Source organism: Shewanella sp. HL-SH2, from assembly GCF_051164935.1.
GTDB lineage: Bacteria > Pseudomonadota > Gammaproteobacteria > Enterobacterales > Shewanellaceae > Shewanella > Shewanella glacialimarina.
The window spans coordinates 4086222-4103927 of the sequence record NZ_CP195035.1; the positions used below are offsets into that span (position 1 = coordinate 4086222).

General features: G+C 39.5%; 11 protein-coding genes and 1 pseudogene. 5 read left to right on the forward strand and 7 right to left on the reverse strand.

All coding sequences use genetic code 11. The features are described 5' to 3' along the window. Positions 1-77: 77 nt before the first annotated feature. Positions 78-2267 (reverse strand): malate synthase G, encoded by a 2190-nt coding sequence (locus ACRWP9_RS17875; protein ID WP_434927105.1) that lies wholly within the window; start codon positions 2265-2267, stop codon positions 78-80. A gap of 298 nt (positions 2268-2565) precedes the next feature. Beyond that, the gene (locus ACRWP9_RS17880) at positions 2566-3516 is read right to left on the reverse strand and encodes a LysR family transcriptional regulator (protein ID WP_434927106.1); all 951 of its coding nucleotides are present in this window, start codon (positions 3514-3516) and stop codon (positions 2566-2568) included. Positions 3517-3625: 109 nt separating this feature from the next. On the opposite strand from ACRWP9_RS17880, the gene ACRWP9_RS17885 reads away from it, so the two are divergent. Beyond that, entirely contained in the window at positions 3626-5206 is a 1581-nt protein-coding gene (locus tag ACRWP9_RS17885; protein WP_434927107.1) for an isocitrate lyase, read from the forward strand. 308 nt (positions 5207-5514) lie between these two features. Here ACRWP9_RS17885 and ACRWP9_RS17890 read toward each other — a convergent pair whose 3' ends face one another. Continuing rightward, positions 5515-6450 carry an AraC family transcriptional regulator gene (locus ACRWP9_RS17890; protein ID WP_434927108.1) on the reverse strand — a complete coding sequence of 312 codons (936 nt, stop codon included), beginning with the start codon at positions 6448-6450 and terminating at the stop codon, positions 5515-5517. Between the two features lie 515 nt (positions 6451-6965). Between ACRWP9_RS17890 and ACRWP9_RS17895 the strand changes: the two genes are divergently transcribed. The 3 genes from ACRWP9_RS17895 to ACRWP9_RS17905 all read left to right on the forward strand — a co-directional run bounded on the left by ACRWP9_RS17895 (position 6966) and on the right by ACRWP9_RS17905 (position 10173). Next, complete coding sequence (locus ACRWP9_RS17895; RefSeq protein ID WP_434927109.1) at positions 6966-8282, forward strand: PD-(D/E)XK nuclease family protein; 1317 nt, start codon at positions 6966-6968, stop codon at positions 8280-8282. 456 nt (positions 8283-8738) lie between these two features. Continuing rightward, positions 8739-9368, forward strand: coding sequence for a nuclease-related domain-containing protein (locus tag ACRWP9_RS17900; protein WP_434927110.1), 630 nt, complete (start codon positions 8739-8741; stop codon positions 9366-9368). 112 nt (positions 9369-9480) lie between these two features. Beyond that, positions 9481-10173 (forward strand): transposase, encoded by a 693-nt coding sequence (locus tag ACRWP9_RS17905; protein ID WP_434927111.1) that lies wholly within the window; start codon positions 9481-9483, stop codon positions 10171-10173. A gap of 400 nt (positions 10174-10573) precedes the next feature. Here the strand turns inward: ACRWP9_RS17905 and ACRWP9_RS17910 are convergent, their stop codons facing one another. Continuing rightward, positions 10574-14743 carry an AAA family ATPase gene (locus ACRWP9_RS17910; RefSeq protein ID WP_434927112.1) on the reverse strand — a complete coding sequence of 1390 codons (4170 nt, stop codon included), beginning with the start codon at positions 14741-14743 and terminating at the stop codon, positions 10574-10576. Positions 14744-14979: 236 nt separating this feature from the next. Here ACRWP9_RS17910 and ACRWP9_RS17915 point away from each other — a divergent pair. Next, positions 14980-15266, forward strand: a pseudogene (locus ACRWP9_RS17915) (IS4 family transposase); the annotation flags it as partial. A gap of 14 nt (positions 15267-15280) precedes the next feature. On the opposite strand, the gene ACRWP9_RS17920 reads toward ACRWP9_RS17915, so the two are convergent. The 3 genes from ACRWP9_RS17920 to ACRWP9_RS17930 all read right to left on the reverse strand — a co-directional run bounded on the left by ACRWP9_RS17920 (position 15281) and on the right by ACRWP9_RS17930 (position 17315). Further along, positions 15281-15856, reverse strand: a complete 576-nt coding sequence (locus ACRWP9_RS17920) for a dTMP kinase (protein ID WP_434927113.1) — start codon at positions 15854-15856, stop codon at positions 15281-15283. After that, the gene (locus ACRWP9_RS17925) at positions 15856-17103 is read right to left on the reverse strand and encodes a B12-binding domain-containing radical SAM protein (protein ID WP_434927114.1); all 1248 of its coding nucleotides are present in this window, start codon (positions 17101-17103) and stop codon (positions 15856-15858) included. Before ACRWP9_RS17925 ends, ACRWP9_RS17920 begins: the two co-directional genes overlap by 1 nt. 77 nt (positions 17104-17180) lie before the next feature. After that, on the reverse strand, positions 17181-17315 hold the full coding sequence (locus ACRWP9_RS17930) for a hypothetical protein (protein WP_434927115.1): 135 nt from the start codon (positions 17313-17315) through the stop codon (positions 17181-17183). Positions 17316-17706 lie beyond the last annotated feature (391 nt).

Consider the following 17706-nt stretch of genomic DNA (forward strand, 5'->3'; position numbering starts at 1 on the left):
CACAAAAAAGCCCTAATCTTTATAAGATCAGGGCTTATTTATTGCGTTACCACCAAAATAACGATTAACCGTAAAGATTAACCTGCTTTAGCTAGAATGCGATAAGCATGTAGTAAAGGCTCTGTGTAACCAGATGGCTGAGATTTACCTTTAAAAATCAAGTCACATGCCGCTTTAAAGGCAATGCCGTCAAAGTTAGGCGCCATATTAGTGTACAGCGGATCCCCTGCATTTTGAGTATCGACCACAGCGGCCATTTTTTTCAACGCCGCCATCACTTGCTCTTCACTGCATATGCCATGCTCAAGCCAGTTGGTTAAATACTGCGATGAAATGCGTAAGGTTGCTCTGTCTTCCATCAAGCCGACATTATTAATATCTGGCACTTTTGAGCAACCCACTCCTTGATCAATCCAGCGCACAACATACCCCAAAATACCCTGGGCATTATTTTCTAGTTCAAAAGCAATTTGCTCATTGGTAAGTGTTACCCCTTCAGCAAGTAAAGGAATAGTCAACAAACTGTCAATGCTAGCACGTGGGCGTTGCTTAATTTTTTGCTGAACGTCTGCCACATTAATTTGATGATAATGAGTAGAATGCAGCACGGCACCATTTGGCGACGGCACCCATGCAGTATTTGCACCCGCTTTAGGATGAGCCATTTTTTGCTCAAGCATTGCAGCCATTTCATCTGGCATTGGCCACATGCCTTTACCGATTTGAGCGCGACCTTGTAAGCCACATTCAAGCCCAATATCGACATTCCAATCTTCGTAAGCACTGATCCACTTTTGCTGTTTCATTACCGATTTAGGCACAAACGCGCCCGCTAGCATTGAGGTATGCAGCTCATCACCCGTACGGTCAAGAAAGCCGGTATTAATAAACACCACGCGATCTTTCGCAGCCCTAATACACTCTTTCAAATTAAGTGTCGTTCTGCGCTCTTCATCCATAATGCCGACCTTAATAGTATTACGCGGAAGCTTGAGCGCATCTTCTATCTTAGTAAACAGGTCACAGGTAAATTGCACTTCTTCAGGGCCATGCATTTTAGGTTTTACAATATTCACCGAACCTTTGCGGCTATTACTACGACCATTATTGTTGCCTTTAAGGTCATGCATAGCAGCAAGCACAGTGATCATGCCATCAAGTATTCCCTCAGGCACTTGGTTGCCATTTTTATCCAGCACAGCATCAATGGTCATCAAGTGACCCACATTGCGCACAAATAGCAAACTTCTACCGGGTAAAGTGACTGTTTTTACATCAGCATTCTGGTTGGCATTAGCAGCGGTATAGACGCGATCATCATTGAGCTCTCTAACGATCTCTTTACCATTTTTAGTCAGCGAAGCAGATAAATTACCTTGCATCAAACCTAACCAATTGCGATAAATTTCAACCTTGTCTTCAGCATCAACAGCGGCGACAGAGTCCTCACAGTCCATAATGGTGGTAACAGCGGCTTCAACCAGCAAGTCTTTAACGCCAGCGCGATCGCTGCCACCAATAACACTGCTTGAGTCAATTTGAATTTCGATATGCAAACCATTATTAACTAACAAAATAGCACTTGGTGTATCAGCACTACCTTGGTAACCAACACACTTTTCTGGCTGGGCTAAGGTTGTAGTCGAGCCGTCAGTTAATTGCACCCGTAACACACCCGCGTCAAGGTAGTAACGGGTCACATCGGCATGGCTGCCTTGTGCTAAGGGCGAAGCCGTATCTAAGTGCTGTTTGGCAAAAGCGATAACTTTGCTGCCGCGTACCGGGTTGTATTGTTTAGTAAGCTCCGCGCCACCTTCTTCAGATATCGCGTCAGTACCATATAGTGCATCATACAGGCTACCCCAACGTGCATTGGCAGCGTTAAGCGCAAAGCGCGCATTTTTAACTGGCACTACAAGCTGTGGTCCAGCTTGCGCTGCTATTTCATGGTCTACATTTTCAGTGCGAACTTGAAAAGCCTCACCCTCAGGCACCAGGTAACCTATTTCAAATAGAAAAGCTTTATATTTTGCAGGGTCAAAATCTTTGGTGGGATGGTCAATATGCCATTGGTCTATTTGCTGTTGTAGTTGTTGTCTTTTTTCTAACAGCTTCACATTAACGGGCGAAAACTCGTTAATAATATCCTCAAATTTTGCCCAAAAGGTTGCTGAATCAATGCCAGTACCTGGGCAAATGTCACTGTCGACCAGTTGCCACAATGCTTGTGCTATTTGTAATCCACCTACTTGAATACGTGCTGTCATTTTATATCCCTACCTTAATTCCTGTGCGTTGACCGTAAACTTAGCCTTAAATCATTAGCCCCAAATCATTAGCCCATAATTATTAGGGCAAACTCATTCGCCCAAACTTATTAGCCCAAATCATGCCACTGTTAACAGCTTACTGTTCATACGCAGTAATTCTTTACTCTATATCAAAGTTATCTTATTTATCCAATTTATACTTGTTATCACCACTATTCACCAAAGATATGGCAAAATGGGTTTTTTTGATTAATTTACAACATATACGTAACTAAAAATCACAATAACAGTAAGATTAAACATCGCCTCTATTTATCTCTTCTGCGGTTTTAGTGATAAGTTGACGCATCCACTGATGGGCTGGATTATGCTGAAGCAAAGGGCTCCAAGCCATAGTCAATGCAATGGGTTGGATAATAAAAGGCGGCGGAACAATGCTCACCCGATCATTATTGTTGTGATGACGCGCCATCTTACTTGGTATGGTTGCGATCAAATCCTGTTGCTCAGCCAACAAACAGGCGGCTTGATAATGGCGAGTAAAAACGGTTATCTGACGTTTCACCCCAATTCGCGTTAATGCTTCATCTACCCAGCCTAAACGCTGAACATCATCAGGGTTCATCCCAACCCCAACGCCCATTCCTGTTTTACTCACCCACACATGCTTAGCTTTCAAATAACTGTCTAAAGAAAACTTCTTTAAAACAGGATTATTCTTACTAATCAGGCAGCTAAAATCATCACTCCACAATACTTTTTGATGAAATGACTGCGGAATACTGTCAAAACGGTTTATCACCATATCGACTCTTCCTTGTTCTACATCAGGGAAACTAACATCACTTGGGGTCATGATATCTAAAATGATGTTGGGTGCTTGAGTACGAAGCTTGGCTATTAGCGGCGGAATTAACGTCGCTTCAGCATAATCACTTGCCATAACACGGAAGACTTTATCACTTTCAAGTGGATCAAATTTGGCGCGTGGTTGTACGGCTTTTTCCAGCCCAATAATCAACTCACTGATGATGGGTTGTAATTCATTTGCACGTTCGGTCGGCGTCATACCCTGACTGGTGCGAATAAGTAACGGATCATCAAACAAGTTTCGTAAGCGTTTTAGGCCGTTACTCATTGCAGGCTGGCTGATCCCAAGCTGGTCTGCCGCTTTAGTCACATTTCTTTCACGCAGTAAAACATCTAAATAAACAAGGAGGTTCAAGTCGATACGAGATACATTCATATGGTGAATACCGAAAATAGTAAGTATAAATTAGGCTTATTTAACCAAATCTAACTATTATTATCAACGTAATCAATTGCCGCTAATCTATTTGTTAAGGAATAAACACATGACTCACTACAAAAATAATATCGATGAAGCTGCCACCTTGATTAATTCGGAAGGTAGTGCATGGAATGCCATCAACCCAGAGTCAGTCGCTCGTATGCGCCTACAAAATCGCTTCAAAACTGGGTTAGACATCGCAAAGTACACTGCCAAGATCATGCGTGAAGACATGGACAACTACGATAAGGACTCATCGCAGTACACTCAGTCTTTAGGTTGCTGGCATGGTTTTATCGCCCAACAAAAAATGATCTCGATTAAAAAACATCTTTTAACTACCAAGCGTCGTTACCTATACCTTTCAGGTTGGATGGTCGCTGCACTGCGTAGTGAGTTTGGTCCATTACCTGACCAATCTATGCATGAAAAAACCTCTGTTGCTGCGTTGATTAAAGAGCTATACACCTTCCTACGTCAAGCTGATGCTCGTGAACTAGGTGGCCTTTTCCGCGAATTAGATAATGCCAAAGAGTCAGATAAAGCCGCGATTCAACACAAAATTGAAAACTTCGAAACCCACGTTGTACCTATTATTGCTGACATTGATGCAGGTTTTGGTAACGAAGAAGCCACTTACTTAATGGCAAAACAGATGATTGAAGCGGGTGCTTGTTGTATTCAATTAGAAAACCAAGTGTCAGATGTGAAACAGTGTGGCCACCAAGACGGTAAAGTCACCGTGCCACATGTTGAATTTTTAGCAAAAATTAATGCGGTTCGTTATGCATTTTTAGAGCTTGGTATCGATGACGGCGTGATTGTTGCGCGTACCGATTCATTAGGTGCAGGTTTAACGCAAAAAATTGCTGTAACCAAAGAAGCTGGCGACTTAGGCGATTTATACAATAGCTTCCTTGAAGTTGAAGCGGTTGATGCTGCAAAACTTGAAAATGGTGACGTGGTATTCCAGCAAGGTGGCAAACTGGTGAAACCAGCTCGTCTACCAAATGGCTTATTTAAGTTCCGTGCTGGTACGGGTGAAGAACGTTGTGTACTTGACTGTATTACTTCACTGCAAAATGGCGCTGATTTATTGTGGATTGAAACTGAAAAGCCGCATGTATCTCAAATCGGTGGCATGGTTAACGAAATCCGTAAAGTTATTCCTAATGCTAAGCTTGTGTATAACAACTCGCCATCGTTTAACTGGACGCTTAACTTCCGTCAGCAAGTATTTGATGCGATGCAAAAAGCAGGACAAGACGTATCAGCTTACGACCGCGCTCAATTAATGAGTGTTGATTACGATAGCACTGAGCTTGCTATCCAAGCTGATGAAAAAATTCGTACTTTCCAATCTGACTCGGCACGTGAAGCAGGTATTTTCCACCACCTTATTACACTACCGACTTACCATACAGCGGCATTGTCTACTGACAACTTGGCTAAAGAATACTTCGGTGACCAAGGCATGTTGGGTTATGTTGCCAATGTTCAACGTAAGGAAATCCGTCAAGGTATCGCCTGTGTTAAACATCAAAACATGGCTGGTTCAGATATGGGTGATGCACATAAAGAGTACTTCTCTGGTGACCAAGCGCTTAAAGCGTCAGGTAAAGACAACACAATGAACCAGTTCTAAGAACGCTTTTATAAACTGATTTTGTAGACTGATCTTGTAAATAGCTTTTATAGAAAGTGCATTACAACAATAGTGACTAGCTTAAGTGATGTTTTTGAAGTGGACATCGCCAACAGCGAAAGCTAATACCAAAAGGCCTGCTTAAACTAAGCAGGCCTTTTTATGTGTCACACTCAGGTAAAATCGTAGCGGTAACACCTTTCCCCTTTGAGCTTTGTTGCTGCAGTATTTCAAATATACAAACAGCAATAATCATCAATGTTCATGTTATTGTGTTTGACAATGTTAGCCTTAGCGCCACTTTGCCACTACTGCTTAAACAACATAGCCTTAACTTTAACTCTAATTTCCATCTCAACATAACCATCTACTCTGGCGTCATTCAGATAATGCTCTAACATCGGAAAATTATCAGGCTCAAAACCGCTATTTGGCAACCAATCAGAATACAAACTCAGCTGAGCTTGAATAGCCTCTTCAGGTGCGCCTTTAAAATACACCACCGCATACTTGCCTTCGGGGATTTCAGTTGCCGTAAACGGTGAATGAACGTCTACGCTATCACCTATCACTATCGCAGCATCGTAACGGCACTTATCTACTGGCGTCACCGTTGGGTTGTCATAGGCAAACGCAAAACGTTGTTGCTCATCGTGTTTAATGCCATTGTTAGCCGCCCACTCTATAAGCTTATCCCAAGTGGCAAAAATCGACTCAGGTTGATAACCTCGCGCCGAACTCAACATACACACCCGTTGGCTAACAAAGTCTTTTACTTCCACTTTCATATTTATATCCTTCACATTGGCGTTATTCATCACCTCATTGGTAATGCGACTAGGATACAAATCTGCGGGACAAAACACTTTTCCATACTTGCGGTATATTTTTCCAATCTTGCTATCTTTTACTTTGTCTGGGTTTCTAATTTCAGACGGACTAAAACCAAAATAAAGTTTTACCGCCTTAGAAAAATTGGCACTGGATGAAAAACCACAGTCTAACGCCACCTGAGTGATTGACAATTCCGTATTAAAAATCAACATATTGGCAGCTCTTTCAAGCTTACGCCGACCAATGTAATCATTTACAGTCTCGGCCATAATGGCAGAAAAAATACGATGAAAATGATAAGGGGAAAAATAGCTCACTTTCGCCACTTCCGTTAGCGAAATGCTGTCGGTCAAATTAGCCTCAATATACTGAAGCACCCGATCTATTCGTATTTGGTATTCTTTATTCATAGGCTCCACGAGTTCCCGAGCATTAAGTAAGTACGCATTTAAAAAACAGGCAGTAAAAAAACAGGCACTAAAAAAACAGGCAGTAACGGGTTTTATTTTGCCACAACACACGCCAACTTTCCCCAGCAGATAAAACCAACCGATTAACACAACACATTCAGCCATTCATTTACTACCATCAATTAGGATACAAATTAATACAAGTCATTATTCTACAATGACATTTTTGTACTTATTATCACATAAACAGTAAATATTGATTGATAGCAGTAAACAAAATCGGTTACTGTCTGAATACACAAGGAATGCAGGCTCTAATGCAGTAAAAGCGACACAAGTGATCAAACCAAAATCAGGGATGAAACCATAGACACCGCGCTATTGTTTACACAAAGCCACAGCTCACCGCTTAACGCCCTCCCTTTGATCTTTTTGATGCATTTCAGACTGAATAATTGGATCTGTGAGTTAATTTGTAAAAAATTTTCTCTGACACATTTATTAAAAGGTTATCAATGGAACCGTTATACCAAAAACTCAAATCGGACTTGAACAACTTCTTTCAAGACCCTAATTACCTCGCCTTTTACCAGCGATTCAGATCTGTCACTTATCTGGATAGTTATGTCAGTTTTGATGAAAACCGTAAATCGGACATCTTACAATGGCTACTCTCCCCGTGTGAGGGGCACCTACAGCAAGACTATTTTATCAAGGCATTACTCGCAGCTTATTATCAAAGTGCAACTGATGAACAACTAAAAGGATTACCACAAGTATATGAGTTATCGGTAAAAAGCTTTAACCAAGTTACCGTAATGCGCGAACTGGTGATCACCGACAACAAAAGAATTGATTTACTGCTCGCAGATGCTGCAACAAAAACCCTCATGCTGATTGAACGTAAAGACGGCAGCAAAGCCCATACAGGTCAGCTTTCCGCTTATTTTGATTGGGCTGAAACTCACTATCCGAATTGGCAGCGTTATTACATTTTATCTGACAGCCACAAACAAAATCACGGCGTACAAATGCATCATGCCTTTGTGCAGTTAGATGATGCATGGGTAGTCACCGCAATTAAAAGGCTACTAGAATTAGAAGCATTACCGGCTAGACAAGAAGGCATATTAAAAGACATTCAAGCCTATGTGTTTGGTGAGTGGGATGAGCATACTGAAAAATTAGATAAAGACCTCACTAAATATGCAAAATTATTGGCACACAACCATGCCTCATTGCTAGAAACATTAGCCAATGAATCAGTAACGGCAAACGGTAAGCAAATCAAATTAATCGATGTCTCTCCTGAAACTTATTTCAACACTATCGCTTTGGAACCGAAAGTTCACAATGATAGTGAGCACAATGAACTTTTACTCATCTTGCAAGCGTCACATCAGGTACTTAATAACATCCAAGACTACTCAGCATTCGAGCATATTGCCGATGAAATCAAGCGTATTTACCCTGAAATAACCATTGAAGTCAATTCAGAGAGTGTCTACTTCTTATTGAGCCGACATTACACAGGTAACAATGAAGTTGACTTCATGCCTTATTACTTCGATTTAGTAAAACACACCGACAAAGAAACTAATGCTGATTACTATACTATCAGCTGGGAAGCGCTAAGATATTGTAATGATGCTGACGTAAAATATGCCGAGGCTTTTGTAGAAAAAGCGCAGATGAAAGTTAGATCAAATTGGCAAAATAAGACTATAGCGAGGATCACCAAAGAAGATGGCATTGATAAGTTAGACATCTCACCTAACTCCCGCATCCGCATAGAAATTGATAAATTCATAAAACTCGCCAGAAGCTTATAACCCTGCAGCAAAATAGGGCTGAGTACAATTCAGCCCTATTAATAATCACGGAGACCATATTAATTAGCCAATCAGCAAGCCAAGCAAGTGTTTTACTAAAAATATCTCTTAGATACAAATTAATACAAGTCATTCTTATGCAATGATATTTTTGCACTTATTATCACATAAACAGTAAATATTGATTGATAGCAGTAAACAAAATCGGTTACTGTCTGAATACACAAGGAATGCAGGCTCTAATGCAGTAAAAGCGACACAAGTGATGGAACCAAAATCAGGGATGAAACCATAGCCACCACGCTATTGGTTACACAAAGCCACAGCTCACCGCTTAACGCCCTCCCTTTGATCTTTGTTGCTGCATTTCAGGTTAACTTATTCGATTTATAAATATTCTGATCAATAAACTTTATTGACGCTATATTTTCGATCACATTACGCTCAAGGATGAAAATGACAGGCTTCACTTCCGGTATATTATCAGTAGGTATTTTGCTTTCGAGCATGTTTGTCACCTTAGGAGTTATGTATGTCTTACTCAAGCATCGTCATGCCACGGTAAAGCTGCCTGTTGATCGTGATCAACTGATCCGCATACCCGCATTTGGCTTACAGCAAGAGATACAAGATCTGCAAATTAATTTGATAGCCAGCATGTTAATGGGCGTATTGGTTGTATGCCTGCCGTTTGCTATTAACAGTATTCAAGCACATATTACCGTAGGTAAATTCCCCTGGCTGTTTGCCCTAACCTCAATTATCGGATTAACTTATTGCGGTTATAAAACATGGAAGAACTTCTCAAAACTCACCAAGCTACGTTTAGGCCATACCGCAGAAATCGCCACAGCTAATGAGCTCATTGGCCTTCAAGCATTGGGTTATCAAATCTTTCACGACATACAAGCCGACGGCTTTAACATCGATCACTTAGCCATAGGTAAAAATGGCGTATTTGCCATCGAAACCAAAGGTCGCCACAAGCGACATAAAGACCATACTCAACCCAATCAGAATGGCAGTAAAGGTTACGAGCTTTTCTATAAAGATGGTCGCTTACACTTTCCATCATGGATAGAATAAATGGGGTCGAATAAATGGGGTCAGAGTAAACTTGAATAAATGGGGTCAGAGTAAACTTAAATTTATTAGCTATACTCTTTAACTCAAGTTACTTTGCAAATGGATCTTGCACATGCCTAGAAAACCTAGAGTATCCCCTATCGGTATTCCTCAACATGTTATTCAACGGGGAAATAATCGCCAAGTTTGCTTCACATCCGAACAAGATTTCAAAGCCTATGCTGGTTGGCTAAAAGAATACTCACGTAAATTTCATGTTGAAATTCACGCGTGGGTATTTATGACAAATCATGTTCATTTGCTTTGCACTCCTCAAAAAGCGAATGCTGTTAGCCTTATGATGCAATCACTTGGCAGACAATATGTGAGGTATTTTAATTACACGTACAAACGTACTGGTACACTTTGGGAAGGCCGTTTCAAGTCTTGCTTAGTGCAAACCGAAGGGTACTTAATCCAACTATATCGTTATATTGAACTCAACCCTGTAAGAGCAAATATGGTTAATGACCCTGCTGAATATATATGGTCGAGCTATCAAATCAACGCCCTAGGTAAGGCCTCTCAGCTTTGTACTCCACATCAGGTTTACCTGTCAATAAGCCAAAATCCTCAAGCAAGGCAAGCATCTTATCGAGCCCTATTTGAACATCAATTAGATGCAAAAATGATTAGCGATATTCGTCAAGCGACCAATAAAAGCATAGTGATCGGTAGCGACACATTCAAAGATCAAATAGAAAAACTAACTGGGAAAAGTATGCATCCAAAAAAAATGGGGCGCCCTTTTAAGGTAATAGAATAAAGTTTACTCTGACCCCACTTTTCCCACTTTTCCAATGGTTAATGACCCTGCTGAATATGTATGGTCAAGCTATCAAATCAGCGCCCTAGGTAAAACCTCCCTGCTTTGTACTCCACATCAAATTTACCTGTCAATAAGCCAAAATCCTCAAACAAGGCAAGCATCTTATCGAACCTTATTTCAACATCAATTAGATGCAAAAATGATTAGCGATATTCGTCAAGCGACCAATAAAAGCATGGTGATCGGTAGCGACACATTCAAAGATCAAATAGAAAAACTAACGGAAAAAAGTATCCATCCAAAGACAATGAGGCGCCCTTTTAAGGTAATAGAATAAAGTTTACTCTGACCCCACTTTCACAGACTCTGACCCCACTTATACTTACACTTATATCAATCAGCGATTGTGAGTAGGCTCTTCCTTGTCTGCTAACGCATAAGCAATTTTAAATATCTCTTCCCATATATCCTTTTCTGTAGCGCTGTAAAAAAAATGAGATAACTTCATCACGGTTGCCCAGAATAAACGCTCACCAATATGAATACTGGCCAGCCTATCCTGATTATCATGCATATATGTGGTTATCACCGCTTGAAATAAATCATCCATCTCAAGCAGGTAAGGGTGCAAATCAAAGTCTGTATCAATAAGCCTTTTCAAGGCCTGAATGAGAGTCTCATTCAGGGTGTCGTCTTTACTCATGGGTTGCTGACTGATCCTATGCCATGCACTCAATGTCAGTAACGTGAGCTCACTTCGCTGTGTGCTATCATAACGCTTTATCAGCCAATCTATATGCTCTATGACCGTTTCCACTTTGAGACTAAGCGAATAAGTAAGCGCCATATTACCGAGAGACAAAGAATCTAAATTTCTTTTGTTAAAGTAAAAATTTTCGTGACTCTCTTTAAGATAATGACCTACATTAGCAACCGCTTTAAAGTTCTTGAACCTGTCTAAATTTGATTCATACACTGCTGGTTTATTTTCTTTTAAGTCAAGAAAGGCCTGTGTAATCTCTTTCTCTGACGGAAGTTGAGGAAGCGGTATCTCACTGTGTTGTTTAAAATACAACAACCTAAAAACACAAGGAAAGTAATATTCATCAAAACACCCCGGTAACCGCTTTCTATATTCAGACATTATTTTATAGATGTCTATACAGGATAAAATAGCTTCGTCTAATGCATCGACATGCGTATTTCCGGTGTTTAGCACATATGTCACGAGATTAGACTTCGTTTCTAAAACCTTGTAGACTGCCTGCTCACCGTAGTCGGTGTAATTCTCAGTCGCAAATTGACATGCTTTTAATAATAATTGCTCTTTTTCATCGGGCGAGCTTGAAGTCAGCGCAATATTTAATACTAAGCTCACGATCAAATCCCTGACGCCAAACGAATCATCTTTAAATCCATTATCAAATTCTTCAAAGACATTAAGGTACTCATGATGCGCTTGTTCGATTGATATTTTTTTGTTGTCTAATTTCGCGGTGATACCACTCATTTCTCGCGCATATACCCTGTAATTATCTGGGCTATTTTTTTTATATTTAGATGACAATTGATTAAGCTCGTCAAAGGCTGCGACCGATTTTTCATTTAAGCGGGGATCTGCCTGTCTGCTATAAATATGAGCTCGAGACACACTTAATTTCTCAAGTTGCTCTTCCATAGTAAATATGACCTGAAGATATGGTTCAGTGCTTATCTTATGTTCAAGACGAAGTAGCGCTTCCATCGCTTTTTGGTTTTCATTAAGATTGATGAGTAATCTAAGGACGATAAGCGCTTCATCGCAATAGGCGCAAGCCATGAATGTCTGAGTGCTATCCATGTCATAAAAAAATTCAGCTATATCACGCTTTAATATCGTCAAAGGCAGCGCTGTAAAATAGCCCGCGACCCCTTTATCTATATACTTTTGATCTTCACCCAATTCGGCATCTATTACCGTATATATTAGCTGCAACACGCGCCAATTGAGCGAGTTTTCATTCTTTTTTTCATTCCCTTCTATAGTGTTAATAATAAAGCTTAGCTGTTGCTTAAAGAATGTTGCGAGCAAACCATGCTTGTAATTATACTGTTCAGCATAATTAGGCAAGCGCCTTAGTATCTCGTATATTTCATCCATGATCGTATAATGCTCAGCTGTCAAAGATAGGTAATCATACTCAGTCGGGAGTAGCGCCTGAAGCGGGGCTAATAGCTCATCGTCTGAATAAATAATGCCTTCAATGACGTCACGGACAACCTTTGAAGAGAAAGGAGCACCCAGTAAAGAAGAGAACAATAAGCTATAAACAGCACAATCACCAAACTGACCAAAATAAATTCTTATCAGGTTTAAGCGCTCCTCCATTACTGCATAGGCCATTAAACTAAATCCTGAATGTAGATCAGTACTATGATAATGACTTAGTGATATCTGGTATTTTTCGATTAATTGTTTAAATGTCTCATCAAGCACTGATGAGAAGTCAATGATCTCCGGGTTAATTTCATAAGGCTTTTCATTATTTGCTATAAGCGCACGGTGTAATATTAATGGTAACGTTGTCTTATCATTATAAAAGTTGCTATCACACAGCATGTTAATTGTTTCAATCGCAAAAAGTGTATTTACTCTCTCTGATTCTGTGAGTGTAGCGCCCTTCCCTTTTAAAGCTGAAATTATCCCTCGTGATAGCTGTGCTAATTGAGAGTCACTTGAATAAAGAATACGACCTAATATCGTTTGGATCATTAACTGATCGAGCCCCTTCAAATAGAGTGTATGCGGTACAACGTCTATAGCTTGCAGCTCAACTAGATCAGCCTCAATATTTAGATCTGCGCTTGCAACCCCGGCAATACCTAGTTTTGCAAACAGGTAGTTAACATGTTGATAAAAAGCCCTATCTTGTGAATTAATTCTATTAGCAAACAAGGTGGCAGCATCGCTGGGCCGTACTGAAGTGACTATGTAAATATTCTTGTTAAGCAAATGTTTGAGAAGGTACTCAGCAGCAACATCATCGATCCATTGAATATCATCAATGAAGATTGTAACGGGCTGGTTATTACCTACCAGTGATTTAAGCACGTCGATCGCTTTATTTATTTTTTCAAATTGCTGCGTTTTAGTTTCACTATTTTGCCTGTTAAGCGTCTGCTGTCCTTGTTTTTTCAGGTGCGCTATAGAGCTGCTCACACCTATCCGTCCTGTTACCTTATCAATAGTGCTCGCCAGCTTATCGACTCCAGATACTGATACGCCAAAAATAGCCCCTATAGCCTTTACCGCATTTTCTATATTCATCTGACTTTTGAAAAAATCTTTCCCTTTGTTAGAAAGTCCCTTCAATGCATCAAGGCGGTGTGCTTCCTCAATAATACTCTGCTCTAGTGCGCTCAGCCCCGTATTCGTCGATGTACTCCCCGCTTCATTGATGAGTGTCAGACTAATATTACGTTCATGCTTTTGAAGCCGTCTTATATGGTGGTTGATCAAAGTCGTCTTGCCTATACCAGGCTCACCAGAGACGATTGATATAGATCCTTGTTTCCTATTCTCAGAATACGTAAGTAAATCTTGAAGTTCGACTTCACGACCGACAAGGCTAGAAGTCTTCACTGCCACTTTAGGCATATCATGTGTTGGCCTTTCAAGCATTCCATAACGTTGTGCGAAACTTCGCTGGTTATTTAATAGAGTCTGTTTATTTTCAAATTCAGTGGGAAATGGAGAATATGGCTGAAACTGTTCGTCGCTATACTGAAACACGATTGATATACCAGTACTTTTCCCAAGCTCTTTTTGGTATTTATTTTGCGCAAGCACCAAAGAAATTAGTTCTAGTGAGTTTATATCAAGATACTGCGGATTGTTTATCCATAATAACCGAGGTGAACTATGGCTAAGGATCGTCAATAATTTAAACGCGAGCTGAAATACATCTGCATTACTACTTTTATTAAATTTAGTCGATAATTTATCCAGCTTCGCTTTAGCTTCATCACAGAGATAGATATCAGCTGTTTTTATTAATTCAGCCTTCGCAGCTAACTTATTACCCGACGTATCAACGAGGCTGTCTTGTAGGAAGTTTGTTAGCTTGCCACTGATATCGATACTTTCTTTAGTCGCATCAATAATCGTATCATTCACATAATCACTTAGTTCACTGAATATGATTTCCAAACCTTTGTCTAAATAGTCCCCAACTAACGAATCCACCCATCCACCAGTTGTTACTGATATAACACCTTGTAGTGATTTCTTAAGCGCTTCAATACTTTTTATATCTTTAAGTTGTTCTTCCAATAATTGTAGTATTGTTTCTAAAATGACAAAGCAACTTGAAGATGACGTTGGGCTCCCCTCTATGCACAGAAGATTACTTTGATTATCTTTAAGCTCATTATTATAGACTTCCGCTGCTAATGTTAACGGCAAGTTTTTAGTTAGGTTTAATTCATAGCCCGGTAAAAACAGTGCCATATCTTTTCGGTTTATCTCTATAAACAGGGGGTTATAGAGTGATTTTTTTATGTCTTTAACGTAGTTTTCTGTAAGCATCTATTTACATCCTTTTAATTTAAACGCTCTAAGTAATTTACTAATTTATATACTTTTTTGTTATGGTCAACTAATTACGATCAATCAATGGTATAAGTAAAAATAAGTGGGGCAAGAGCCTAACACCCCACAAAATAATTAACAAAAAACAATTAGATAGGTTAACAACTGAGGAGCGTTCATGGCATTTGGTGATCAAATTTATCGCCAAACAAAAATTACCACGAGTAAATGCCATGAATGCGAAACACGTTTTATCAAAATGCCTCTCACATATCCCTCCCGTTAACGCAAAAAGCGCACAAAACACTCCGCTTGAGTTTGTTTGCTGCCGTTGAAAGCACAATGAACGGTGGCTCGCTTTCTATCACAGGACTTGGCCGTGATATTGAGAGTCAAGCCATGGAAAAGATAAGGTTAAACGTCTAGGTAGACTGATATTCATCGCAAAATCGAGTCTTTGTATACCCACATTAAACACTTAATAATTGGTAAAATTAAGTGGCCAATCATTTGTATCAATTGACCACTCTCATATTACAATGCTTTTAGGTATAAACAGATATGCTTCACAAGTTTATCTACAGTATTGTTTGCATTAACAGCCAAAAAACAGCCTGTTATATCATCCTTAGAATACTCTGAATATAGATAACGCAACTCGTCATCTGCTGCTTTTGAAAGTGTTAAATTATCTTCTGAATTTGAACTTTTTCGCTTAGCTAGGCGGCTTTCTCTTTGCGCTAATGGTAATTCAAGATAGATCGTCACATCTGGAACCAATAAACTCTCTTTAATATCCAAAAGCTTAAAGTTGTTACCTTCGCTTTTCCAATGGTGATACACCTGTGTAGATAACCAATACCTGTCAACGATAACCGTTTTCCCTTTTGAAATGAGTTCACGGATATCATCAGCAACCGAGACTACCGTGGACATATAAAATAGCTGCCGAGCTTGAACGCTGTCTTTATATATCAACTCTAACTCATTACGTATGTTACTAAACTTATCGCCTGGCGTAGTAAGAAACACAGCACCCATTTCTACAGCCAATGCTTTAGCTATTGTTGATTTACCTACACCATCAAGTCCTTCTATTACAATAAACATTATGATGCCACCTTAGATATCATTAGGTCGTTGGCGTAAGAACGCATCAACATCCACTCTGCGCGGGTAAAGCTATCGCACTCAACCACATGAGGAATGCCGCTATCATCGATGATCTCTTCAACAATACTATGACGGTTCTTATTTTCAGCGAGTTTTGTACCTTCGAGCAACATCAAAGGAAAAGCCTTAATGTTACTGATATTTCTCTGCTGTAAATATGCAATACTTTGCTTAAAACTTTCGAGAGTTTGACCGGGCAACCCATAAATAAGACTTACCTCAAAAGACTGCTTCCATTGCTGAAGTAACTTAATATTTTTATCAACTCTATTCATATTGTTTGCCCTTTCAATAATCTGGGATTCTTCTTTATCCGTGGTTTGTAAGCCAAACTCCAAATGAACATTTAGTTGAGCGCAAAGTGCTAGAAACTCATTAGTTATCCGCTCAAAACGAACCTGTAATGACAATAAAGCCGTTAATTTTATTTTTATTGCATAGTTAAGAATTTCAATATGATTAGGTTCATTATTAAAAATAGGATCAAGAATGTTGATTTTTTTTACCGCTTTTATTTTAAATAAATCTAACTCAGCTTTTATTTTCTCTATTCCAAGTAAGTGAACGCCTTTATCTTTTAAGTCCCGATGAGCGCAGAAATTACATTTATAAACACAGCCTCGTCGAGTTTCCCAATGGATCATTTTCTGCCCAAATTTAAGCGATATTGTTCCATCTAAATAAGGTGATGCTAAAGTCTCAAAGTTTACGGTTTTCTCAATGATCTGACTTGTTATTGCGACATCATTCAATATAGATTCCGGTAACGCTGCTTCACCATAGCCTGGAATATAAAAGTCACCACTTGGGTATAATTGGCGGCAGGTTTTCTTATTTATTTGATAACCACCAAGAATGATTTTTCCTTTAAACCCTTTTTCTCTACAAAGTTTAATGATGGGTTCAATAAGATCAGAACTCCATACATAGCAAGCTAACGCTAAACGATCTAGTTGCACTAAAGGAGTTACTTTATTAATCGAATCAACTATTTCAATTATGGATAATTGCTCTTTAGCGACATCTGTCATAGGTATGGCTAAATGCTCGATTGTAAACTTATTGTTATAATCAGCATGACTTCGACACGCTGATAGTAAACTACCTGCGGCAAAGCCTGTTCCACTTTTTCCACGCTGGGTAAAGTCAAAAGTAACTAATAATGCACGTTTAATTTTATTCATTTCTGTAAAATTCCATCTTTAACATTGAAGTGCTCACTGCTGAGATGAGCACTTCTCCTATTTACGAATATTTAGATTTACTTGTTATTCTGCTGCTTTTGCTTACCACGATTACCTTGTGCTTGATCGTATTGACGGTTAGTACCATCAGTACCTTTGTTAGCATTTTTTTGATTAGCAGCATTATCTTGAGGCTTAATTTTTTTAGACATTTCAATTTCCTTTTTCATTAACTTAATTGAGTTACGCAACCAGAATGATTAGCGCCTTCGTCTATTGATTAAGGTGGTAAAATACTGACGGGGATACAGCCCTAATGAAATCCATTCCTTCCCATTAAAACCAATAAGCATGCGGTAACTTCGTCCCATACGCATACGATATAGATTAGGTAGACAACGAATTTTTTTGCTCCAAGCGCTTGTGGATGCTCGCCAACGGTTAGTTGTGTGATGAGCTCTCGATGCCTTTTAAGTAATGACCTAGAAAGGTTACTTAATGAAGAGTTAGGATTAGTTTCATAAGCCGTGGGGACATTTGTAAGATTCTTTTTTAGCGACTTAAGCATCATTCGTTCCTCTCGCTGGTTTACTAGCTGAGTTT